This window comes from Pseudomonas pharyngis, from assembly GCF_021602345.1.
Classification (GTDB): Bacteria; Pseudomonadota; Gammaproteobacteria; order Pseudomonadales; family Pseudomonadaceae; genus Aquipseudomonas; species Aquipseudomonas pharyngis.
In genome coordinates, this window is sequence record NZ_BQID01000023.1 from 37599 (window position 1) to 58440 (window position 20842).

Annotated in this window: 22 protein-coding genes; 11 read left to right on the forward strand and 11 right to left on the reverse strand. The window is 62.4% G+C overall.

Going from position 1 to position 20842, the window contains the following annotated elements:
- Positions 1-77 precede the first annotated feature (77 nt).
- Positions 78-680: an NADPH-dependent F420 reductase gene (locus L6D74_RS28145; RefSeq protein WP_236191371.1), complete on the forward strand. Its 603-nt coding sequence runs from the start codon at positions 78-80 to the stop codon at positions 678-680.
- 105 nt (positions 681-785) lie between these two features.
- Here the strand turns inward: L6D74_RS28145 and L6D74_RS28150 are convergent, their stop codons facing one another.
- The 3 genes from L6D74_RS28150 to L6D74_RS28160 are packed head-to-tail and all read right to left on the reverse strand — an operon-like array spanning position 786 to position 3367.
- Positions 786-1967, reverse strand: a complete 1182-nt coding sequence (locus tag L6D74_RS28150; RefSeq protein ID WP_039767824.1) for an acetyl-CoA C-acetyltransferase — start codon at positions 1965-1967, stop codon at positions 786-788.
- 11 nt (positions 1968-1978) lie between these two features.
- Positions 1979-2644, reverse strand: coding sequence for a CoA transferase subunit B (locus tag L6D74_RS28155; RefSeq protein ID WP_085648845.1), 666 nt, complete (start codon positions 2642-2644; stop codon positions 1979-1981).
- A 24-nt stretch (positions 2645-2668) separates the two neighbouring features.
- Positions 2669-3367 carry a CoA transferase subunit A gene (locus tag L6D74_RS28160; protein ID WP_007956274.1) on the reverse strand — a complete coding sequence of 233 codons (699 nt, stop codon included), beginning with the start codon at positions 3365-3367 and terminating at the stop codon, positions 2669-2671.
- Between the two features lie 173 nt (positions 3368-3540).
- On the opposite strand from L6D74_RS28160, the gene L6D74_RS28165 reads away from it, so the two are divergent.
- Positions 3541-4431 carry a LysR family transcriptional regulator gene (locus L6D74_RS28165; protein ID WP_236191372.1) on the forward strand — a complete coding sequence of 297 codons (891 nt, stop codon included), beginning with the start codon at positions 3541-3543 and terminating at the stop codon, positions 4429-4431.
- A 172-nt stretch (positions 4432-4603) separates the two neighbouring features.
- On the opposite strand, the gene L6D74_RS28170 is transcribed toward L6D74_RS28165, so the two are convergent.
- Together L6D74_RS28170 and L6D74_RS28175 are read right to left on the reverse strand one after the other, a co-directional pair.
- Positions 4604-5458 carry an NAD-dependent protein deacetylase gene (locus L6D74_RS28170; RefSeq protein ID WP_236191375.1) on the reverse strand — a complete coding sequence of 285 codons (855 nt, stop codon included), beginning with the start codon at positions 5456-5458 and terminating at the stop codon, positions 4604-4606.
- Between the two features lie 82 nt (positions 5459-5540).
- Positions 5541-6587, reverse strand: a complete 1047-nt coding sequence (locus L6D74_RS28175; RefSeq protein ID WP_085648848.1) for a class I SAM-dependent methyltransferase — start codon at positions 6585-6587, stop codon at positions 5541-5543.
- Positions 6588-6895: 308 nt separating this feature from the next.
- On the opposite strand from L6D74_RS28175, the gene L6D74_RS28180 reads away from it, so the two are divergent.
- From L6D74_RS28180 to L6D74_RS28190, 3 genes are all read left to right on the forward strand, one after another.
- Positions 6896-8212, forward strand: coding sequence for an acetamidase/formamidase family protein (locus L6D74_RS28180; protein WP_236191377.1), 1317 nt, complete (start codon positions 6896-6898; stop codon positions 8210-8212).
- A gap of 171 nt (positions 8213-8383) precedes the next feature.
- Positions 8384-9223 carry an HvfB family MNIO-type RiPP peptide maturase gene (locus L6D74_RS28185; RefSeq protein ID WP_236191378.1) on the forward strand — a complete coding sequence of 280 codons (840 nt, stop codon included), beginning with the start codon at positions 8384-8386 and terminating at the stop codon, positions 9221-9223.
- Positions 9216-9965 (forward strand): HvfC family RiPP maturation protein, encoded by a 750-nt coding sequence (locus L6D74_RS28190; RefSeq protein ID WP_236191380.1) that lies wholly within the window; start codon positions 9216-9218, stop codon positions 9963-9965. The genes L6D74_RS28185 and L6D74_RS28190 overlap by 8 nt, the downstream gene beginning before the upstream one ends.
- Before the next feature lie 59 nt (positions 9966-10024).
- On the opposite strand, the gene L6D74_RS28195 is transcribed toward L6D74_RS28190, so the two are convergent.
- The gene (locus L6D74_RS28195) at positions 10025-11332 is read right to left on the reverse strand and encodes an ATP-binding protein (RefSeq protein ID WP_236191381.1); all 1308 of its coding nucleotides are present in this window, start codon (positions 11330-11332) and stop codon (positions 10025-10027) included.
- The gene (locus L6D74_RS28200; RefSeq protein ID WP_011333526.1) at positions 11329-12069 is read right to left on the reverse strand and encodes a response regulator; all 741 of its coding nucleotides are present in this window, start codon (positions 12067-12069) and stop codon (positions 11329-11331) included. Before L6D74_RS28200 ends, L6D74_RS28195 begins: the two co-directional genes overlap by 4 nt.
- A gap of 306 nt (positions 12070-12375) precedes the next feature.
- On the opposite strand from L6D74_RS28200, the gene L6D74_RS28205 reads away from it, so the two are divergent.
- The 3 genes from L6D74_RS28205 to L6D74_RS28215 all read left to right on the forward strand — a co-directional run bounded on the left by L6D74_RS28205 (position 12376) and on the right by L6D74_RS28215 (position 14306).
- Positions 12376-12645 carry a DUF2790 domain-containing protein gene (locus L6D74_RS28205; RefSeq protein WP_007956290.1) on the forward strand — a complete coding sequence of 90 codons (270 nt, stop codon included), beginning with the start codon at positions 12376-12378 and terminating at the stop codon, positions 12643-12645.
- Positions 12646-12674: 29 nt separating this feature from the next.
- A complete protein-coding gene (locus L6D74_RS28210; RefSeq protein ID WP_236191383.1) occupies positions 12675-13013 on the forward strand; it encodes a hypothetical protein in 339 nt (112 codons plus the stop codon).
- A 78-nt stretch (positions 13014-13091) separates the two neighbouring features.
- Positions 13092-14306, forward strand: a complete 1215-nt coding sequence (locus L6D74_RS28215) for a cytochrome c biogenesis protein DipZ (RefSeq protein ID WP_236191385.1) — start codon at positions 13092-13094, stop codon at positions 14304-14306.
- Between the two features lie 18 nt (positions 14307-14324).
- On the opposite strand, the gene L6D74_RS28220 is transcribed toward L6D74_RS28215, so the two are convergent.
- Positions 14325-14786: a GNAT family N-acetyltransferase gene (locus tag L6D74_RS28220; RefSeq protein ID WP_236191387.1), complete on the reverse strand. Its 462-nt coding sequence runs from the start codon at positions 14784-14786 to the stop codon at positions 14325-14327.
- Between the two features lie 230 nt (positions 14787-15016).
- On the opposite strand from L6D74_RS28220, the gene L6D74_RS28225 reads away from it, so the two are divergent.
- The gene (locus L6D74_RS28225; RefSeq protein ID WP_064595343.1) at positions 15017-15289 is read left to right on the forward strand and encodes a DUF4242 domain-containing protein; all 273 of its coding nucleotides are present in this window, start codon (positions 15017-15019) and stop codon (positions 15287-15289) included.
- A 32-nt stretch (positions 15290-15321) separates the two neighbouring features.
- Positions 15322-16134 carry a class I SAM-dependent methyltransferase gene (locus L6D74_RS28230; RefSeq protein ID WP_103387128.1) on the forward strand — a complete coding sequence of 271 codons (813 nt, stop codon included), beginning with the start codon at positions 15322-15324 and terminating at the stop codon, positions 16132-16134.
- A gap of 63 nt (positions 16135-16197) precedes the next feature.
- Here L6D74_RS28230 and pcsA read toward each other — a convergent pair whose 3' ends face one another.
- The 3 genes from pcsA to L6D74_RS28245 form a co-directional block, all read right to left on the reverse strand.
- Positions 16198-16920, reverse strand: a complete 723-nt coding sequence (pcsA, locus tag L6D74_RS28235; RefSeq protein WP_236191388.1) for a phosphatidylcholine synthase — start codon at positions 16918-16920, stop codon at positions 16198-16200.
- Between the two features lie 190 nt (positions 16921-17110).
- The gene (locus tag L6D74_RS28240; RefSeq protein WP_236191390.1) at positions 17111-18412 is read right to left on the reverse strand and encodes a cation:dicarboxylate symporter family transporter; all 1302 of its coding nucleotides are present in this window, start codon (positions 18410-18412) and stop codon (positions 17111-17113) included.
- A 70-nt stretch (positions 18413-18482) separates the two neighbouring features.
- Positions 18483-19838: a class-II fumarase/aspartase family protein gene (locus L6D74_RS28245; protein WP_236191392.1), complete on the reverse strand. Its 1356-nt coding sequence runs from the start codon at positions 19836-19838 to the stop codon at positions 18483-18485.
- 117 nt (positions 19839-19955) lie between these two features.
- Here L6D74_RS28245 and L6D74_RS28250 point away from each other — a divergent pair, with 117 nt between their 5' ends.
- Positions 19956-20690: a GntR family transcriptional regulator gene (locus tag L6D74_RS28250; RefSeq protein WP_236191393.1), complete on the forward strand. Its 735-nt coding sequence runs from the start codon at positions 19956-19958 to the stop codon at positions 20688-20690.
- The last annotated feature ends 152 nt before the right edge of the window (positions 20691-20842 follow it).

Consider the following 20842-nt stretch of genomic DNA (forward strand, 5'->3'; position numbering starts at 1 on the left):
GGCATTACCGGCTAATCAAGTGGGAATGGCAAGCGCAAGATTCGTTTCGAGTCTTACCCCACTTTGAGGAGAACCCCATGAGCACTATCGGAATCATCGGCGCTGGCGCCATCGGTTCAGCGTTTGCCAAAGCCTTGTCGCGTCAGGGCATCCCGTTGGTCATCGCCAACAGTCGCGGGCCGGAGACCCTGGCTGAACTGGTCGCAGAACTCGGCCCGACTGCCCGTGCCGTTACCCGTGAAGAAGCGGCGGCCCAAGACATCGTGCTGGTCGCGGTGAACTGGTCGAAACTGCCGACGGCACTGGCCGGGCTGCCGGACTTCGGCGGGCGGATCGTCATCGACGCCAACAACTCGATTGAAGCACCGTCGTTCAAACCGGTGGATTTGCAGGGGCGGCCGTCCAGCGAAGTGTTCGCCGAATGGGTACCGGGTGCGCGGGTGGTCAAGGCGTTCAACCACTTGCTGGCGCGTTTGCTGGAAGCGGATCCGGCGTCGGAGGGTGGCAAGCGCGTGTTGTTCCTGTCCGGGGATGATGCACAGGCCAAGGCGGAAGTGGGTGCGCTGATCGATCAGCTCGGCTTCTTCGGTATCGATCTGGGTGAGTTGAGCGTGGGTGCACGACTGGCGCAGTTCCCGGGCGGGCCGTTGCCGGTGCTGAATCTGGTGAAATTTGGCTGACGGCCGGGCAAAAAAATACCCGGTGCGACGTGAGTCGTACCGGGTTTGTTGCCAACGGGCCATGGATGTCGTGGATCCACTGCCCGCTGTTGAACCTCTTTGCGCTTACGCGCGTTCCAGCGCCAGGGCCACGCCTTGGCCGCCGCCGATGCACAGGGTCGCGAGACCCTTTTTCGCATCACGCTTGATCATTTCGTGCAGCAACGTCACCAGCACACGGCAGCCCGACGCACCGATCGGGTGACCGAGGGCGATGGCGCCGCCGTTGACGTTGACCTTGTCCAGATCCCATTGCAGATCCTTGGCCACCGCCAGCGATTGCGCGGCGAAGGCTTCGTTGGCTTCGATCAGGTCGAGTTGGCCGATGCTCCAGCCAGCCTTGTCCAGGCAGCGGCGAGTGGCGGAAACCGGGCCGATGCCCATGATCGCCGGGTCGACGCCGGCGTTGGCGTAGGCGGCGATTTTCGCCAGGACCGGCAGGCCCAGGGCCTTGGCTTTTTCGGCGCTCATCAAAATGACCGCAGCTGCGCCGTCGTTCAGCGACGAAGCGTTGCCGGCGGTGACGCTGCCGTCCTTCTTGAAGGCCGGACGCAGTTTGGCCAGGGATTCGGCGGTGGTGTCGCCGCGTGGTTGCTCGTCGACCTTGAACGCCACCGGATCGCCTTTGCGCTGCGGGATCAGGATCGGGGTGATTTCATCGACAAAACGACCGGCCTCGATGGCTGCGGCGGCTTTCTGTTGCGACGCAGCGGCGAAGGCGTCTTGCTGTTCGCGGCTGATCTCGTATTTCTCGACCAGATTCTCGGCGGTGATGCCCATGTGGTAATCGTTGAACGCATCCCACAGGCCATCGCTGATCATGGTGTCGACGATTTGTGCGTGACCCATGCGCAGACCGGTGCGCGCGCCCGGCATTACATAGTTGGCCAGGCTCATGTTTTCCTGGCCACCGGCGATGATCACGTCCGCGTCGCCGCAACGGATCGCCTGGGCGCCGAGGTGCAGGGCCTTGAGGCCCGAGCCGCAGACCTTGTTCAGGGTCATGGCCGGTACGGCGTGGGGCAGGCCGGCCTTGATCGCCGACTGGCGCGCCGGGTTCTGGCCGGCACCGGCGGTCAGCACCTGGCCCATGATCACTTCATCGACCTGAGCACCGTCCAGGCCGGTCTGCTCAAGCAACTGGCGGATGACCGCTGCGCCCAGATCCACGGCGGAGACGCTGGCCAGCGAACCCTGGAAACTGCCGATCGCGGTGCGCGTGGCGGCAACAATGACGACGTCTTGCATTTTCGAATTCCTCACTCGGCAGCGAACTGCATTTCTGGTACGTGATCCGGGACGATCAGCTTACCAGCGGTTTTGGCGACGATTTCCTCGACGCTGACGCCAGGTGCGCGTTCCTTGAGGACAAAAGCGCCATTTTCGATTTCCAGGTAGGCGAGGTCGGTCAGCACGCGCTTGATGCAACCGGCGCCGGTCAGCGGCAGGCTGCACTGGCTCAGTAACTTGGACTCACCGTCCTTGGACGCGTGGGTCATGATAACGATGATGTTGTCGGCGCCGGCCACCAGGTCCATCGCGCCGCCCATGCCCTTGACCAGTTTGCCGGGGATCATCCACGAGGCGATGTTGCCTTGCACGTCCACTTCGAAGGCGCCCAGCACGGTCAGGTCGACGTGGCCGCCGCGGATCATCGCGAAGGATTCGGCCGAGGAAAAGATCGAAGCGCCGATCCGTGCGGTCACGGTTTGTTTGCCGGCGTTGATCATGTCGGCGTCGATGGTGTCTTCAGTCGGGAAAGGGCCCATGCCGAGCAGGCCGTTTTCCGATTGCAGCATGACTTCCATGCCTTCGGGGATGTAGTTGGCGACCAGGGTCGGAATGCCGATGCCGAGGTTCACGTAGTAGCCGTCCTGCATTTCGCGGGCGACGCGTTGAGCCATTTGTTCGCGGGAAAGTGCCATGTTCTTGTTCTCCGTCAGCCTGGATTATTTGCGGATGGTGCGTTGTTCGATGCGTTTTTCGAACGTGCCGCAAATGACCCGGTCGACGTAGATGCCGGGCGTGTGGATGTGTGCCGGATCCAGCTCGCCGGGTTCGACGATTTCTTCGACTTCGACCACGGTGATCTTGCCGGCGGTGGCGGCCAGCGGGTTGAAGTTCTGCGCGGTGTGGCGGTAGATGACGTTGCCGAAGTGGTCAGCCTTCCAGCCTTTGACGATGGCGAAGTCGCCGGTGATGGATTCTTCCATCAGGTACTTGCGACCGTGGAATTCACGCACTTCCTTGCCTTCGGCGACCGGGGTGCCGACGCCAGTGGCGGTGAAGAAGGCCGGAATGCCTGCACCGCCTGCGCGCATTTTCTCGGCGAGGGTGCCTTGCGGGGTCAGGACGACTTCGATGTCGCCTTTGAGCAGTTGCTCTTCGAACAGTTTGTTTTCGCCGACGTAGGAGGCGACCACCTTGCTGATCTGGCGGTCGGTCAGCAGCACGCCGAGGCCGAAGCCATCGACGCCGCAGTTGTTGGAGACGACGGTGAGGTCGCGGGTGCCCTTGCGCTTGATCTCGGCGATCAGGTTTTCCGGAATGCCGCACAGGCCGAAGCCGCCGGCGATCACGGTCATGCCGTCTTCAAGACCTGCCATGGCTTCCTCGTAGGAATACACGCGCTTGTCGAAACCTGCCATATGCACCTCTTTTATTGTTTGTCGGGCGGCTGGCTAGCCGAGTGACTGGAGTGTCGCGCTGGAGGATATATTTGTTAAGTTGATTTTTAAGGTTGATTGATTGATAAAGCTCATTAAATGTCCGCCTCGGTCGGCGGACGGATGTTCAGCTTAGTCCGTCGAGTAACACAACCATGACCATCAAGCAGATCCGCGCCTTTCTCGCCGTGGCCCAGAGCCTGAGCTTCGCCGTGGCCTGCGAGCGTCTGCACCTGTCGCAGTCGGCACTGAGCCTGACCATCAAGGCGCTGGAAGAAGGCCTGGGCGGGCGCCTGTTCAGTCGCAACACGCGCAACGTGGCGCTGACCCCGGAAGGCGAATCGCTGCTGCCGCTGGCCCGGCGCCTGATCGCCGATTGGGACAACGCCGAAGACGAAATGCGCCAGCGCTTCAGCCTGCAGCGTGGGCGGGTGACGCTGGCGGCGATGCCGTCGTTTGCCGGCAACCTGCTGCCGCCGATCCTCAAGACCTTCCGCGCGCGTTATCCGAACGTCAACGTCACGGTCAACGACGTGATCAACGAGCAAGTGCTGGAAATGGTCCGTGATCGTCAGGTCGAACTCGGCGTGGCCTTCGAGCCGATGCAGAACACCTCGCTGACGTTCACGCCGCTTTACCGTGATCGTTTCGTCGCCGTGGTGCCGCAGGATTCGCCGCTGGCTGATCGCAGTGACATTGATTGGCAGACCTTGCTGCAGGAGCCGTTCATCACCCTGCAACGACCGTCCACGGTGCGTGTGATGCTGGAAGAACACTTGCAGGCTCGAGGGATGAAACTGCCGGTGGAATTTGAAAGCCATCAACTGGCGACGGTCGGGCGGATGGTGGCGAGCGGGCTGGGCGTCAGTGCGGTGCCGGCCTTGTGTGCCGGGCAGATGCGCGAACTGGGCGCGCATTGCCTGACCTTGCAAGAGCCGGTGGTGGAGCGGGCGATTGGCGTGCTGACGGATCCGGGGAATGAATTGTCGGCGGCGGCGCAGGCGCTTTTTGACATTCTCAGGGCTGAGGACTTTGAGTGTCAGTGAGTCCGCTACCCCCTCACCCCAGCGCTCCCGAAACGTCGGACCGCCCCCAAGGGGGCGAGGGGGAAAGGGAGCCGATCTTCATGCTTTCCGAAACCTGAGTTCGACTCGATATTTCAGGTCGGTGTAACTCGAATATTCAACTCGGTCAGTTCCCTCTCCCTCCGGGAGAGGGCTAGGGTGAGGGCGAGGATCTCAAGCCTGCCGCCAACAGCGGCAACAACGCCTCACAAGAGCCCTCAATCTTCAAATCCAGCAACTCATCCGCCCGCGTTTTCCCCAGATTGATCGCAATCAGCGGCTTGCCCCGATCCGCAATCACCCGGCACAGGCGAAACGCCGAATACGCCATCAGCGACGAACCGACCACCAGCATCCCGGCGGCATTTTCCGCCAGCGCCATGGCCCGCGCCGCCGTCGGCTGTGCCACGTTCTCCCCAAAAAACACCACGTCCGGTTTCATCCGCTCGCCTGCGCAATGCGGGCAATGCGGCACCTGAAAGCGCGCCTCGAAAGCCGGGTCGAGCAGGGTGTCTCTGTCCGGTGCCTGCACAGCATCGACGCCCGCCAAATACGGGTTCTGCGTTTCCATAAGTTGCTGAATCGAATCCCGCTCGCTGCGCTGACCGCAATCCAGGCACAGCACCCGGTGCAGGCTGCCGTGCAGTTCGATGACGTCGTGACTGCCGGCCTGATCATGCAGGGTGTCGACATTTTGGGTAATCAAACCGCCGATCCGGCCGTGGCTTTGCAGACTGGCCAGCGCCTCATGGGCGGCGTTCGGCTGCGCCTGACGTACACGCGGCCAGCCGAGCATGGCCCGGGCCCAATAGCGCCGACGCGACTCCGGGGCGGCGAGGAATTCCTGGTACATCATTGGCTGCCGGCCACGGCGCACACCGTCGCTGTCGCGGTAATCCGGAATGCCCGACGGCGTACTGATGCCGGCGCCGGTCAGCACAATAAAGTCGCCATCGGCCATGATTTGTTGCAGAGAGTCGAGCGGGTCGGGGAGGGGACGGTCGAGCATGATCAGCGCTCCGCAGGCTGTAAGTGCCTTGCAGGTCAGCACCGACAGACGCCTCTTTTCAGAGGCGTCCGCTGCCTGGCGGTTACTTGCGTGCCTCCAGGATCAGGTTGAACGGCGTCTGCGTCGCCCGTCGGAAGTGTTTGAAGCCCGCTTCGGTAAATACCTTGCGCAGGCGCAACTCGCCGGCCTGCGCACCGAGGCCGAGGCCCACTTCCTGGGACAGCGAATTTGGTGTGCAGATGAACGTTGACGCTGCATAAAACAAGCGCCCGACCGGTGTGATGTTTTCGTCCAGGGTGTCGTTGGCAAATGGCTCGACCAGCAGCACCGTGCCGTCGTCTTTCAGGGATTCAAAGGCGTGTTTGGCAGCGCCGACCGGATCGCCCATGTCGTGCAGGCAGTCGAAATAGCAGATCAGGTCATAGTCATCGCCGGGGTAGCTTTTCGCCGTGCCCTGGAAGAACCGCGCGCGACTGCTGACGCCGCCTTCTTCGGCCCGTTGGGTGGCGACGGTGATCGAAGGCGCGTGATAGTCGTAGCCGACGAATCGCGAGTTGGGATAGGCCTGGGCCATGATTACCGTGGATGCACCGTGACCGCAGCCGATGTCGGCGACTTTGGCGCCTGCTTCGAGTTTGGCCACCACGCCGTCCAGCGCCGGCAGCCACTCGGCGATCAAATGCCCCTTGTAGCCGGGGCGGAAGAAGCGCTCGGTGCCGGTGAACATGCACGGATGGTGATCGCCCCAGGGCAGGGCGCCGTTGCCGCGCATGGCTTTGACCAGTTTGTCCTTGTCATGGAAAAACGACGCCACCACGCCAAGCCCGCCGGCCACGTACACCGGCGAGTCTTCCTTGGCCAAGGCCAGCGCCTGTTCTTCCGGCAGACGAAATTTGCCGTCGAGGTGTTCCATGTACCCGGACGCCGCATGGGCGCTCAGCCATTCGCGCACCAGTCGCGGGTTGCAGGTGGTTTTTGCAGCGAGGGATTCAGGGCTGATCGGCTGACTGTCGGCCATTGCCCGATAGAGGCCGAGTTCTTCGCCGACAATGACATTGGCCAGCATCGCCGCGCCGCCCATGTCGTTGACCAGTTTGCCCATGAATTCGTTGAGTCTGGCCTCGTCCATTTCATGTGCTCCATTGACAGGATCACAGTCCGGTGGCGTTGGGGGTCGAGGCATTCACCACCGGGCGGTGGTCGTGGAAACGGGCAGGGCGACACTGCTGTCCTGCGTCCCCCTCGACTGGGTACTGATTGAGTCTAGCCGCTGTTGGCACCGGTGGGAGCGGGCTGCGTGGATTTCGAGGCTTGTATCGTTGTGTATCGCGACGGTGCGTGGATACACAGACCGACCATTGCAGCGTTGGCCGGACACAGCGCCGATACAAACCTGCGTTGAACTGAGCCGCCCAGCCTGCCAACGAGGTGATTTCCATGAGCGCTCCCATTCAGCTGTCCGTCGAACGGCTGCACGTCAACCAGTACACCAACGGCCTGATCGGCCCAGGCCAGACGATGCGCGGCCCGCTGGCCGACGGCGGCACGCTGGTCACGGGGACGCCGCCGGGGTGCTGGGGGCCGATGATCACGCCGTCATTCGAGGGCGGCCATGAAGTGACGCAACCGGTGTACATCGAAGGCGCCGAGGTCGGCGATGCGGTAGCGATCAAGATCAAACGCATGCAGGTCACGTCCCACGCCACGTCGTCAGGAGTGATGAGTTTTGTTGAAGGGCGATATCACGGCGATCCGTTCGTCGCCAAATACTGCAGCCAGTGCGGCACCGAACACCCGGCGAGCCATGTGGAGGGGATCGGCGAGGAGGCGATTCGCTGCAACCATTGCGGCGCCGAAGTCAGTGCGTTTCGCTTCAGCCACGGTTACGTGATCGTGTTCGACGCCGAGCACCAGGTCAGCCTGACGGTCAATCAGGAGGTGGCGGATCGACTTGCCGGCAAGGCGTCGCAAATGTCCGCATTGCCGGAAATGGCGGCGCAGCACTCGATACTGTCCCTGGCCCGCGCCGACATGCCCGGCGTGGCGGCGCACATGCGGCCGTTTCTCGGCAACATCGGCACCACTCCGTCGCGGGATCTGCCGGACTCGCATAACTGCGCCGATTTCGGCCAGTACCTGATTGGCGCCCCGCACCGCTTCGGCATGACCCGCGAAGAACTGCACGCGGCCAAGACCGACGGCCACATGGACACCAACTCGATCCGCGAGGGTTGCGTGCTGATCTGTCCGGTCAAGGTGCCGGGCGCCGGGGTGTACATGGGCGACATGCACGCGCAGCAGGGCAACGGCGAAATCGCCGGCCACGCCACCGATTGCTCGGGGGAAACCGAAGTGCAGGTGCACGTGGTCAAGGGCCTGAGCCTGGAAGGGCCGATCCTGTTGCAGAACCTCGATGATCTGCCGCCGATGGCCCGGCCGATGAACGCCGAGCAACTGCGCCATGTCCGCGAGCTCGGCGCCCGTTGGGGTCAGCACGACATTCAGGCCACCGGGCCGATCACCTTCATCGGCAGCGGCGAAAACCTCAACGTCGCGGTGGAGAACGGCCTGCAACGGGCCGCCGCCGTCACCGGCCTGCCATACGATGAAGTGCTCAACCGCGCGACCATCAACGGTTCGATCGACATCAGCCGTTTGCCTGGCACGGTGCGGGTAACGTTCCTGTGCCCGATGGACGTGCTCGATCGCCTCGGCATTGGCGACCTGGTCCGCGAGAAGTACGACCTCGCGTAACTCGCCGCTCACCAAGACGGCAGCGGGTCTGTATCCCACTGTGTACAGACCCGCCGCCGATACAAAACCCGCCACTTCCCGCGCATTGCCCACACAGCCGCGATACACCCTGCGGTTTAACTGAGCCTGTCAGTCGCCACGCCCGGCGACTCCTCAGCAGAGATCTTGCCCATGCAGATTCCCCACCCCACCTTGCAGGCCAGCGTCGGGCTCGGCTTGCGTCGCGGCCTGATGAAAGACCTGCAAGCCGCGCGCACCGGCGATTTCGACTTTCTCGAAGTGGCGCCGGAAAACTGGATCGGCGTCGGCGGTGCCCATGGCGCCGCGTTGCGCGAGCTGGCCGAGCGATATCCGTTGTCCTGCCACGGATTGTCGTTGTCGCTCGGTGGCTCGACGCCGCTGGACGTGGGCTTTCTCCGGGAAGTGCGAACCTTTCTCGATCATCACAAAGTGCCGCTGTATAGCGAACACCTGAGCTATTGCAGCGACGACGGTCATCTCTATGACCTGCTGCCGTTGCCGTTCACCGAAGAAGCGGTGCACCACGTCGCCGCACGGATCCGCCAGGCCCAGGACATTCTCGGCCGGCGACTGGCGGTGGAAAACGTTTCCTACTACGCCGCGCCCCGGCAGGACATGGATGAAGTGACCTTCACCAACGCCGTGCTGCGCGAGGCCGATTGCGACCTGTTGCTGGACGTCAACAACGTCTACGTCAACTCGATCAACCACGGTTTCGACCCGCAGACTTTCCTGGCCGCCATCGAGCCGGGCCGGGTAGTCGGGATGCACGTGGCTGGGCACTTTGACGAGTCCGACACGCTGAAGATCGACACCCATGGCGCCTCGGTCAAACCGGTGGTCTGGTCGTTGCTGGCCGACGCTTATGCCCGATTCGGCGCGCAGCCGACGTTGCTGGAGCGGGATTTCAATTTCCCGGCGTTTTCTGAACTGGTGGCCGAACTGCAAACCATCCGCCGCCTGCAAACCGAAGGAGGCCCGCGTGGATAATCTTCTGCTGCAACAACAGGCGTTGACCCGCTACCTGCGCGATCCAGAACATGAAGCGCCACCGGCCGACATGAACGCGGCGCGGGTCAATGTCTATCGCGACCTGGTGTTCAACAACGTCTCGCAACTGCTGGGCAGCACGTTTCCGGTACTGATCCGGATCATCGGCCAGGAACGCTGGCGCACATTGATTCGTGGCTTCCTGCGGGACTATCGCGCGCAGACGCCGAAATTCGGCGAGATCGCCGAGGAGTTTGTCGGTTACCTCGCCTCGGAACCGGCCGTGTTGAGCGAGGGTGACTGGCCGGCGTTCCTGGTGGAGCTGGCGCATTACGAATGGGTCGAAATGGTGTTGCAGCTGTCCGACGCCGAACCTTTGCCTGCGAGCGATCCGGCGCAGTTGCTGGAGCGGCCGTTGCAGGTTTCGGCACTGGCCTGGCCGTTGGCGTACACCTGGCCGGTGCAGATGCTCGGGCCGGATCATCAACCGGCGACGCCACCAGCCCAGCCGACGCTTTTGTTGGTACGGCGCACGACGGACTGGAACGTGAAGTTTTCCGAGCTGAGTCCGCTGGCGTGGCGGTTGTTGCAGCGGATCGAGGAGTTCCCGTTGCTCAATGGTCGTGAGCAACTACAAGGGTTGGCTTTGGAGGCGGGGTTGCCGGAAACAGTGTCATTCATGGACAGCGGTCTGGCGTTGTTGCAGCAACTGCATGAGGACGGGGTGATCGGCATCAACTGATCTCACCGACAACAAAAAGCCCTGTGAGAGCATTGGCTCCCACAGGGCTTTTTGTTGGTTCAGGCCTGTAGCGGCAATTTCAGCTCCGCACACAACCCGCCACCGTCACGATTGCTCAGCGTCAGCGAACCGCCCAGCGCCAGCGCCAGTTGCTGGGCAATCGCCAGCCCCAGCCCGGTGCCACCGGTGCTGCGGTTGCGCGAGTTTTCCACGCGGTAGAAGGGCTCCATCACCTGGGCCAGTTCTTCTTCAGCGATGCCCGGGCCGCGATCCATGACCTTGATCGAGAGGCTGCTCTTGTCGCGTTGAATCAGCAGCTCGGCAGCGCCGGCGAACTTCAGCGCGTTGTCGGTCAGGTTGACCAGCACCCGGCGCAAGGCGTGGGGGCGGGTGTCGATGACCGCCTCACTCTTGCCGCTCAATTGCACTTCCTTGCCCATGTCCTGATAGTCGAACACCAGGCTGTCGAGGAACGAATCCAGATTGGTGCGTCGGCTTTCCTCGGTCGAGCCGTGGATGCTGCGGGCATAGGCCACACCTTCGCGCACCAGATGTTCCATCTCGCCGAGGTCGTTCCACAGTTTGTCTTTCTCGGCCGAATCGTCCATGAACTCCGCCCGCAGTTTCATGCGGGTGATCGGGGTTTGCAGGTCGTGGGAGATTGCCGCGAGCAGTTGCATGCGCTCTTTCAGGTACGCGGCGATGCGCGCCTGCATCGAGTTGAAGGCGCGGGCGGCGTAGGCCACTTCGTTCGGGCCTTTTTCGTCGAGGTTGATCGGGTGGGCGTTGGGGTCGAGGGTTTCCACGGCGTTGGCGAGGCGGGTGAGGGGGCGGATGGCGATGCGCACCGCCAGCCAGGTGCAGGCGAGCATCAGCGCCAGTTGCCCGAGCAATACCACCGGCAGCCATGGCGACAGCGGCACCATCGACGGGCGCACATCGATGGTCACCGGGCTGCCGTCGCTCAGGCGCAGGTGGCCCTGAAAGTGTTTTTTCGGGCCGGGAATGTCGGTGAACGTCAGCGGATAGGCCTCGCCAATTGCATCGGTAATCGAGGTGACGGCAATCGGTACGTCCTGTGGGTCCAGCGGTGTGCCCGGTTCGCCCTCGCTCAGCAGATAGCCGTAATTCTTGCGGGCCAGGCGCTTGAGCCACATCGGGCGCTCTTCGGCGGGCAGGCGGTCGAGGATGGCAATCGAGGTCGAGACGTCGGTTTCGAGGTTGCCGAGCATGGTGTTCTTCGCGCTTTCGTAGCGCTCGTAATATTGCGCGCCGAACGACAGCGCCTGAGCGAGGATCAACCCGATCAGGAAAATCAGCGACAAACGGGAGGCAAGGGTGCGCGGCCAGCGCAGGGCGACATTCATGCGGGGGCTCCGAGGACTTCGACCGGCAGCGAGAACACATAGCCTTCGCTGCGCACGGTCTTGATGTAGGCCGGTTCACGGGCGTCATCCAGCAGGCGCTGGCGCAGACGGCTGACCAGCAGATCGATGGATCGGTCGAACAGATCGGCGTCGCGACCCTGGGTCAGGTTGAGCAATTGGTCACGGCTCAGCACCCGTTGCGGATGGTCGAGGAAAACCCGCAACAAACGGTACTCCGCGCCACTGAGCGCGACCATAGTGCCGTCCTTGTCCAGCAGATGCCGGGCGGAGGTGTCGAGCTGCCAGCGACCGAACGCCAGCAGCCGGCCGCTTTCGGTCACCACCAGGTTCGGCGGCAGCATCCGGGTGCGCCGCAGCACGGCATTGATCCGCGCCAGCAGCTCGCGGGCGGCGAATGGTTTGGTCAGGTAGTCGTCGGCGCCCATTTCCAGACCGAGGATGCGGTCGGTTTCATCATTGCGCGCGGTGAGCATCAGGATCGGCGTGGCCTTGTGTTTGCCCGAGCGCAATTCGCGGCACAGCAGCAGGCCATCGTCGCCGGGCATCATGATGTCGAGCACGATCAGGTCGACGGTGTTGGCTTCCAGAAAACTGCGCATCTGCCGGCCATCGGCAACCACCGTGGTGCGCAGGCCGTTTTTCTTCAGGTAATTGCCGACCAGTTCGCGAATCTCGCGGTCGTCGTCGACGATCAGGATGTGATCGACATGTTCCATGGGGCCAAACCTCAATCAAAGGGGATTGCCGGGCAGTCTATCGAGCCTGCGCGAGGCCGCCTGCCTGCCTTTGTATTGCAGTGTATCCAGCGCTGTGACGGATACACGCCGACGCAAAAAGCGGATTTTTACAGGGTTTTGTATCGCTGTGTATCCCGGGCGCGCGCGGATACGTAGCGATTTATACACGGCATTTGCCGACACATGCGCGATACCTCGCGAGCTTTAAATGAGCTCCATCGAGGCACACACAGAACGCCTCGGCCCACTCAACGATTCAACCATTGAAGCCCCGAGGAAAACGCCATGAACACCAAGACCAAATCGATCGCTGCCGCTTGCCTGTTTGCCGCTCTGAACATCTGCACCCTGTCGGCCCGCGCCGAAGCCGATGTCACTCCGCAAACCTACTCCTACGGCAGCCACCTGGACATCCAGAAAGTGGTGTCGCTGAAACAGGACAACTCGATGACCTGCGGCATCGTCGACGCCCGCCTGACCTACCTCGACTCGGCCGGCAAGACCCAGGTACTCGACTACCGCAAATTCGCCGACGGCTGCAACGAAGACAACTGATTACCCACCTCTATAAAAGGAACATCGCCATGAACAACGTATCGCGCTATCTGACCGCTGTTGCCTTCTCCCTCGCCGGTGTCGCGGCCCACGCCAACGCTGCCGTCGAACAGAACAGCTGTGGCAACAGCACCTGCTTCCAACTGGCTCCGGTGGCCAAGCCGGGCAGCGAAGGTTTGATCGCCGCCGACGGCGCCAGCCGCACACCACAAGGCCAAACACTGGCTGCCGACGGCTCCAGCCGTACGCCACAGGGCCAGACACTGGCCGCCGACGGCTCCAGCCGTACGCCGCAAGGCCAGACGCTGGCCGAGAACGGTGCCAGCCGTACGCCGCAAAGCCAATGGCTGGATAACCAGACGGCTTGAGGATTGAAGGGGGGCTGCCCGTAACGATCAGCCCCCGATCCAGTCGACAGACCACCCCTCATTCAAAAGGTGAACCTCATGTTTCTCATCGCTTTCCTGGGCGGTCTGTTGACTGTCCTCAGCCCGTGCATCCTGCCGGTGGTGCCGTTTCTGTTCGCCGGTGCCGACCGCACCCGTTCTTCGATCCTGCTGACCCTCGGCGGCATGGCCCTGACCTTTGCCCTGATCTCCAGCCTGGCGGTGGTCAGCAGCGAGTGGGTGATCGAGGCCAGCAACACCGGTCGCCACATTGCGCTGGCGGTAATGGTGCTGTTTGCGCTGTCGCTGATTTCCGCGCGCATCGGTGACTGGCTGGCGCGGCCCTTTGTGCTGCTGGGCAATCGCCTCGACCCCGACGCCCGGAAAAAGACCGGGCCCATGGCGTCGATCATGATCGGTGTCGCCACCGGTCTGCTGTGGGCGCCGTGCGCCGGTCCGATCCTCGGCGTGATCCTCACCGGTGCCATGCTGCAAGGCGCCAACGCCCAAACCAGCCTGTTGCTGCTGGCTTACGGCGCGGGCAGCGCGCTGTCGCTGGGAACGCTGATCTTCGCCGGTCGCGGTCTGGTCAACCGACTGAAACCGTCGATTCCTTTCACTGGCTGGTTCCGCCGCGGCGCGGGTGTTGCGGTGCTGGCGACGGCGGCGGTGATCGCCACCGGTGCTGACAACGTGCTGCTGGCCAATACCTCGTCCCAAGGCGTGGCATCGGTCGAGAAAAGCGTGCTGGAGAACGTGCCGAAAGTGGTGGACTACTTCGTCAGCAAAGTCCGTGCAGACTCGACTGAAGACGAGGCGGGCAAAGGCGCGATGCCGTCGCTGTCCGGTGCGGTGCAATGGCTGAACTCGCCGGAACTGACAGCCGAGTCCCTGCGCGGCAAAGTGGTGCTGGTGGACTTCTGGACGTATGACTGCATCAACTGCCAGCACACCCTGCCGTACGTCAAAGAGTGGGAGAAGAAGTACGGCAAGGACGGCCTGGTGGTGATCGGTGTGCACACCCCGGAATACGGCTATGAGCGGATCATCGACAACGTCAAGGATCAGGTGAAGAAGCTTGGCATCACCTACCCGGTAGCCATCGACAACAACTACGCGATCTGGCGCAACTTCGATAACCAGTACTGGCCGGCGCATTATCTGGTCGACGCCAAGGGGCAGGTGCGTTACACCCACTTTGGTGAAGGCAGTTACCAGGCGCAGGAGCAGATGATTCAGCAACTGCTCAAAGAGGCCAAGGCACCTGCTGCGTAAACCGCGAAACTCAATGGCTCACAGGTCGCGCACCATGAGCCATTGTTCATTACCCCAGGCGTGAAAACGCTCCAGCACCGTCCAGCCGCGTTTGGCGTAATAGTCCTGTTTGCTCTGGGTGTGCAGATAGAAACGCGGCAGGCCCCGTTTTTTCGCCTCCTCAGCAATCCCCTCGATCAGCCTTGCTGCCAGACCCTGACCGCGTGATTCGGGGCTGACCAGCACACAGGCCAGCCACGGCCCCAGATCCGGTCGAAGGGCCAGATCCGCCCGGGCCAGTGCCGCACCGCCCAGCAGTCGATCCCCGTCCAGCGCAATCAGGCAACGCCAGTCGCCATTGGTCTGGCCCTCGGCAAATTCGCGCTGCCATTCGGCCAAAGGTTGCTCGGCATATTCGTAGTGAAACTGGCGGTGGATCCACGCCGCGTAAGTGTCGCTGTGCTGCAGGTGATCGGCGAGCCATTCGAAGCGCAAGGACATGATTTGAATTCCGTTCCGGTGAGGGCCTGCATGAGAGCCGATCAGCCGGAGCGTTGGCAACCCCCCGACAGTGTTTCGGGGCCTTTACAAAATCCCGCCATTCATCGGCCAATGCCCGGTTTTACGGGCTCTCCGGACGATTGGCAGGGACGCCGGCCAGCGCCCGCGCGATAGTGGGCGAGCAGGGCCGCCAACGGCTCTGACATCCATAAAAAGAATGCGAGGTTGCCATGCCGAAGTTCGTGATTGAACGCGAGATTCCAGGAGCCGGAAAGCTATCGGAGCAAGAACTCAAGGCCGTATCGCAAACGTCCTGCAACGTGCTGCGTGAACTCGGGCCAGAGGTGCAGTGGCTGCAGAGTTATGTGACTGCCGACAAGATCTATTGCGTGTACATCGCACCCAACGAGGAACTGGTGCGCGAACACGCAAGGCAAGGGGGATTTCCGGCCAACAGCGTGTCCCGGGTGACGAGCATCATCGACCCGACGACCGCCGAGTGACGCTTGACCCTTCTGCCGTGGAGCACCCATTCATGAGTACCCCCATTGATCTCACTGCCCTGAAGGAACGCCAGAAAGTCGCCTGGGCCAGTGGCGACTACGCCGTGATCGGCACCACGCTGCAAATCGTCGGCGAAACCCTCGCCGAAGCCTGCGACCTGCGCTGCGATGAAGAAGTGCTGGATGTCGCCGCCGGCAACGGCAATGCCACGCTCGCGGCGGCACGCCGTGGTTGTCTGGTGACGTCCACCGACTATGTCGCGGCATTGCTGGAGCGCGGCCAGGACCGGGCGCGCGCCGAGCATCTGGAGGTGACCTTTCAGGTCGCCGATGCCGAAGCGCTGCCGTTTGCCGATTCCAGTTTTGACGCAGTGCTGTCGACGTTCGGCGTGATGTTCGCCCCGGATCAGGCGAAAGCGGCCAAGGAGCTGGCGCGGGTCTGTCGCCGGGGCGGACGGATCGGCCTGGCCAACTGGACGCCGGAAGGCTTCGTCGGCCAGATGTTCAAGACCCTCGGTCGCTACCTGCCACCGCCACCCGTTGCGCAACCGCCCTCGAACTGGGGCGCGGAAGCCTGGCTGCATTCGCATTTCGACGATCGCCAGTTTCAGTTGCAGGTGACTCGGCGCCACTTCAACTTCCGCTATCGCTCGGCGGCGCATTTCATTGATGTGTTTCGCCACTGGTACGGCCCGGTACACAAGGCGTTCGCGGCGTTGCCGCCGGAGAGCGGGCAGGCGCTGGAGACGGATCTGACGCTACTGATCGACGGGCTGAACCGGGCGGGGGCGGAATCGATGGTGGTGCCGAGCGAGTATCTGGAGGTGGTCATCACTAAACGCTGAGCGTCATGCAAAACAACTGCGGGAGCGAGCCTGCTCGCTCCCGCAGGGATTGCGACAGGGCTTCTATTTCAGATGCGCACTGTCAAACCACTCCAGCGCGGTGCGCCAGATGCAGATGCCGAGGAAGTATGCCGACGCCAGCAACCACAAGCCCATCACCAGCGGGTTGATCACCGGGTGGTTCAGCACCAGCGACAGGCTGCACAGCAACCAGATCGCCGTCACCGCAATGTTGATCGGCATGAACCGGCGTACCCGGAAAGGGTGCAAAAACTTCATCCGGGTCACCGTCAGCAGCGCCAGGCCAATCACTGTCAGGAAGGTGATCCACGGCCCCGGATCGATGATGTACAGACACAAGGCAACCACGTTCCAGGCAGCAGGGAAGCCGACGAAATAGTTGTCCTTGCTCTTCATGTTGACGTTGCAGAAGCAGAACAGCGACGACACCAGAATCAGCGACACGGTCAGCAGCAGGGTGTAGTCGGGCAGGGGAATGTAGCGATAGATGAACAGCGCCGGGATGAACACGTAGGTCAGGTAATCGATCACCAGATCGAGGATCGATCCGTCGAAACTCGGCAGCACCGACTGCACGTTGACCTTGCGCGCCAGCGCTCCGTCGAGGCCGTCGACGATCAGCGCCACGCCCAGCCACATCAGGCAGTGGATCGGCTGGTTTTCCAACAGGGCAAGGGTGGCCAGAAAAGCGGTGACCACGCCGGTCGCGGTGAAACCATGGGCGCCCCAGGCCTTGAGCCTGGCGATGTGGACGGTCGATATCACGAAGGCGTTCTCCAGAAAGTGCAGCAAGCCGCGTAAACCCTTGGGCAGCAAGGGTGGCGACCAACCGGGTCGGGGTTGCAGCTATCGACCGGTCGGGCCGGGTCAAGGTTCACCCATTCTTGAAGATTAGCTGGCCCTGAAAAAAATACCCCGACAGGGCCGGGGCATTTTTATGTGACATCGGTAACCGTCAGAGCGCGGCTTCCGGGTTGCGGCCGAACACCCGGTTGTATTCAGCCTTGGCGGTCTGCTCGGTGAACTCGCCTGACCACTTCGACACCACCACTGTGGCCACGCTGTTGCCGATGGTGTTGCAGGTGGCGATGGCCATCGACATGAAGCGGTAGACGCCGAACAACAGCGCCAGACCTTCCACCGGCAGGACGCCAATCGCTGTGACGGTCGCGGCAAACACCACGAAGCTGCCACCGGATACCGCCGCCGCGCCTTTGGAGGTCACCAGCATGATCGCGATGGTTCCCAGTTGTTGCTCCCAGCTCATCGGCACACCGTAGGCATTGGCGATGAACAGTACGCACAACGACATGTAAATGGACGTGCCGTCGAGGTTGAAGGCATAACCGGTGGGCAGTACCAGGCCGACGCTCTGTTTCGAGCAGCCGAACTTCTCGAGTTTTTGCAGCAGACGCGGCAGGGCGCTTTCCGATGAAGCGGTGCCGAGTACGATGAAAATCTCATCCTTGATGTACTTGAGGAACCGCCACAGGCTGAACCCGGAAATACGGCAGACCGCACCCAGTACGACAAAGATGAAAAACGCCACGCCGACGTAAAACATCAGCACCAGATTGGCCAGTGACATCAGCACCGCCGAGCCGTTGCTGCCAACCGCGTACGCCACCGAACCGAACGCACCGAGCGGGGCGAACTTCATGATCAGGTTGATGAACTCGAAGAAGCACTCCGAGACCCGGCTCAGACCATCCTCGATCACGCTGCGGCGTTCCGGTTTCAGCGCCAACAGGGCGAAGCCGAACAGCACCGAAATCACCAGCACTTGCAGCAATTGGCCGCCGGCAAAGGCGCCGACGAAGTTGTCCGGGAAAATCCCGTAGATGAAGTCCATGGTCGACGCCGGGGCATTGCCCTTGGCGACGGCGGCACTGGCGGCTGCGGCAGTGGCGCTGCTCGGGTGAGCGTCGTGCATGCCGGAGCCGATATTCAGCAGGTTGCCCCAGAGCAGGCCGATGGCCAGAGCGATGGTCGATACCACTTCAAAGTAGATCAACGCACGCAGGCCGACTTTGCCCACGCGTTTGATGTCGCCGGCCGAGGCGATGCCGTGGACCACGGTGAAAAACACCAGCGGGGCGACAGCGGTCTTGATCAGCTTGAGGAAGATGTCGCCGAGAATCTTGAAGCTGGCCGCCAGTTCCGGTGCGAGGAAGCCGAAGGCAATCCCCAGCAGCATGGCGGCGATCACCTGAAAGGTCAGGTCTTTGTACAGCGGTTTCTTGTCGGGGGTGGTCATGTCTGCGGTCTCGTTGTTGTTATTGGCGAGCGATGGGCAGAGGGCTCGCGCGCGGCGAGCCCGGTGAGGATCAGCGTTTGACCGAACCCTCACGCGCCAGGGCGATGTCGACCATCTGCGGTGCAAGGCCGATGTAGTTGGCCGGATCGGTCAGGCGCTTGAGTTCCTCGACATCCAGTTGCGCGGTGGCCTCACCCTGGGCCAGCAGCGCGTCGAGCAGGCTGGTGCCCTGATCGTTGGCCATGCGGCAGGCGGCGTAGACCACGTCATGCGCAACCTGACGACCGAGTGCCGGCGCCAGCCCCATCATTACGGCTTCGGCGACGATCAGGCCCTGGGTCATGTCGAGGTTTTTACGCATGCGCTCGGTGCGCACTTCGAGGCCAGCGAGCATGAATTTCGCCTGACCCAGCGAGGCAGCGCTGAGCGCGAAGGCTTCCGGGATGGCGATCCATTCGGCTTGCCATGGGCCGGTGGAGCGCTCGAAGTCCTGAATCATCGCGTCGAGCATCAGACCCGCCTGCTGGCGTACGCCTTTGGCAGCGGCATACATTAGCTCGCAGGAAATCGGATTGCGCTTTTGCGGCATGGTGCTGCTGGCGCCACGGCCCTTGACGAAGGGTTCGTACACTTCGCCCAGTTCGCTGGTCATCATCATCATGACGTCGAGGGCAATCTTGCCCAGCGAGCCGGTGACCAGACCGAGGAAGTTCAGGGTCTCCGCCAGACCATCGCGGGCGACGTGCCAGGTGGCTTGCGGCACGCCCAGACCCAGTTCGGCCATCAGCGCTTCCTGCACTTCCAGGCCTTTGTCGCCAAGGGAGGCGAGGGTGCCCGCCGCACCGGCGAACTGGCCGATTTCCACCCGTGGACGCAGCTCCACCAGACGTTCGGCGTGGCGGTCGAACATGCTCAGCCACACCGCGCACTTGTAGCCGAAGGTGATCGGCAGCGCGTGTTGCAAATGCGTGCGGCCGGCCATCGGCGTGTCGCGATAGCGCTTGGCAAGGTCGGCGAGCAAGCCGCGCACCGCTTGAATGTCGCGCTCGACGACGGCCAGCGCAGCGCGGACTTGCAGGACGACCGCAGTGTCCATGATGTCCTGGGTGGTCGCGCCCCAGTGCACGTAACGGCCGGCTTCACCGCAGGTTTTCGACAGCTGCTCCACCAGCGGCAGGATCGGGTAGCCGACGATTTCGGTCTCGTGCTGCATCAGTGCCAGATCGAGCGAGGCATAGGTTGCCAGCTCGGCAATCTGCTCGGCGGCAGCCGCCGGGATCACGCCGCAGCGCGCTTCGGCCCGGGCCAGGGCGACTTCCACTTCAATGTAGCGTTCGATCAGGGCTTGGTCGGAAAACACGCTGCGCATCTCGGCGGTGCCGAACATGTCGCGGAACAGGGCGGAGTCGAAGACAGTGCTGGACATGAGGGAATCCTGAATATGTTTGTTATTGATCGGACATATATATTATGTCCGTACATAATTCTTGCGCCCTCGCTGATACACTGTCAACTCGCTTAACCATCGGGACTGATGAAAGGTATGAACACGCGCTATGCGGTCGTTGCAAAAGATTTGATGGAGGGCATCTCCAGCGGTCGCTATCCGCTCGGATCGTTGCTGCCGACCGAGTTCGAACTGTGCGAGCTGTACGACGTGAGCCGGCACACTGTGCGGGCGGCCATTACGCAGTTGCAGAATCAGGGGCTGGTCTCGCGGCGCAAGCGGGTCGGCACCCGCGTCGAGTCGATCTTGCCCAAGGGCGGGTACTCGCAGTCGCTGGCCTCGGTGTCCGACCTGGTGCACCTGGCGGAAACCCAGATGCGCAGCATTCAGAACGTCTCCCGTTTTGTCGCCGACATTGCCCAGGCCCGACGCCTGGGCATGGAGCCGGGGGAGCATTATTTTTGCGTGTCGAGCATTCGCGTCGACGAGGAGAACCGGCGGGCGCCGCTGTGCTGGACCGACGTCTACGCGCAGGAAACCTATGCCGAAGTCATCGAGCTGGCTGAACAGCATCCGGACGAACTGATCGCCGCCCTGATCGAGCGCCATTTCGGCCGGCACATCGACGTAGTCGACCAGCAGGTGCGCGCGGTGTTGCTGAGTCCGGAGATCGCCAAAAGCCTCAACGCCGAAGCCGGGTCGCCGGGGCTGAACATCATTCGCCAGTACCGTGACGAGGACGGCGCCCTGATGGTGGTATCGGAAACCACGCACCCCGAAGACCGCTTCACGCTGGTGACACAGATGCGCCGGGAAAAGAGTCCGGGTTGATGCCCGGCGTCAGCCCAACGGTGCTGGCGCAACGCATCAGGAGGACTATCGTTGCCTGACGCAGTCATACCCCTTTGCCTGAGGACGACGTCATGAACACCAGCGATCTGCTCGAACAACTGCTGCGAGGCCAGGCCTCGGCGGGACAACAA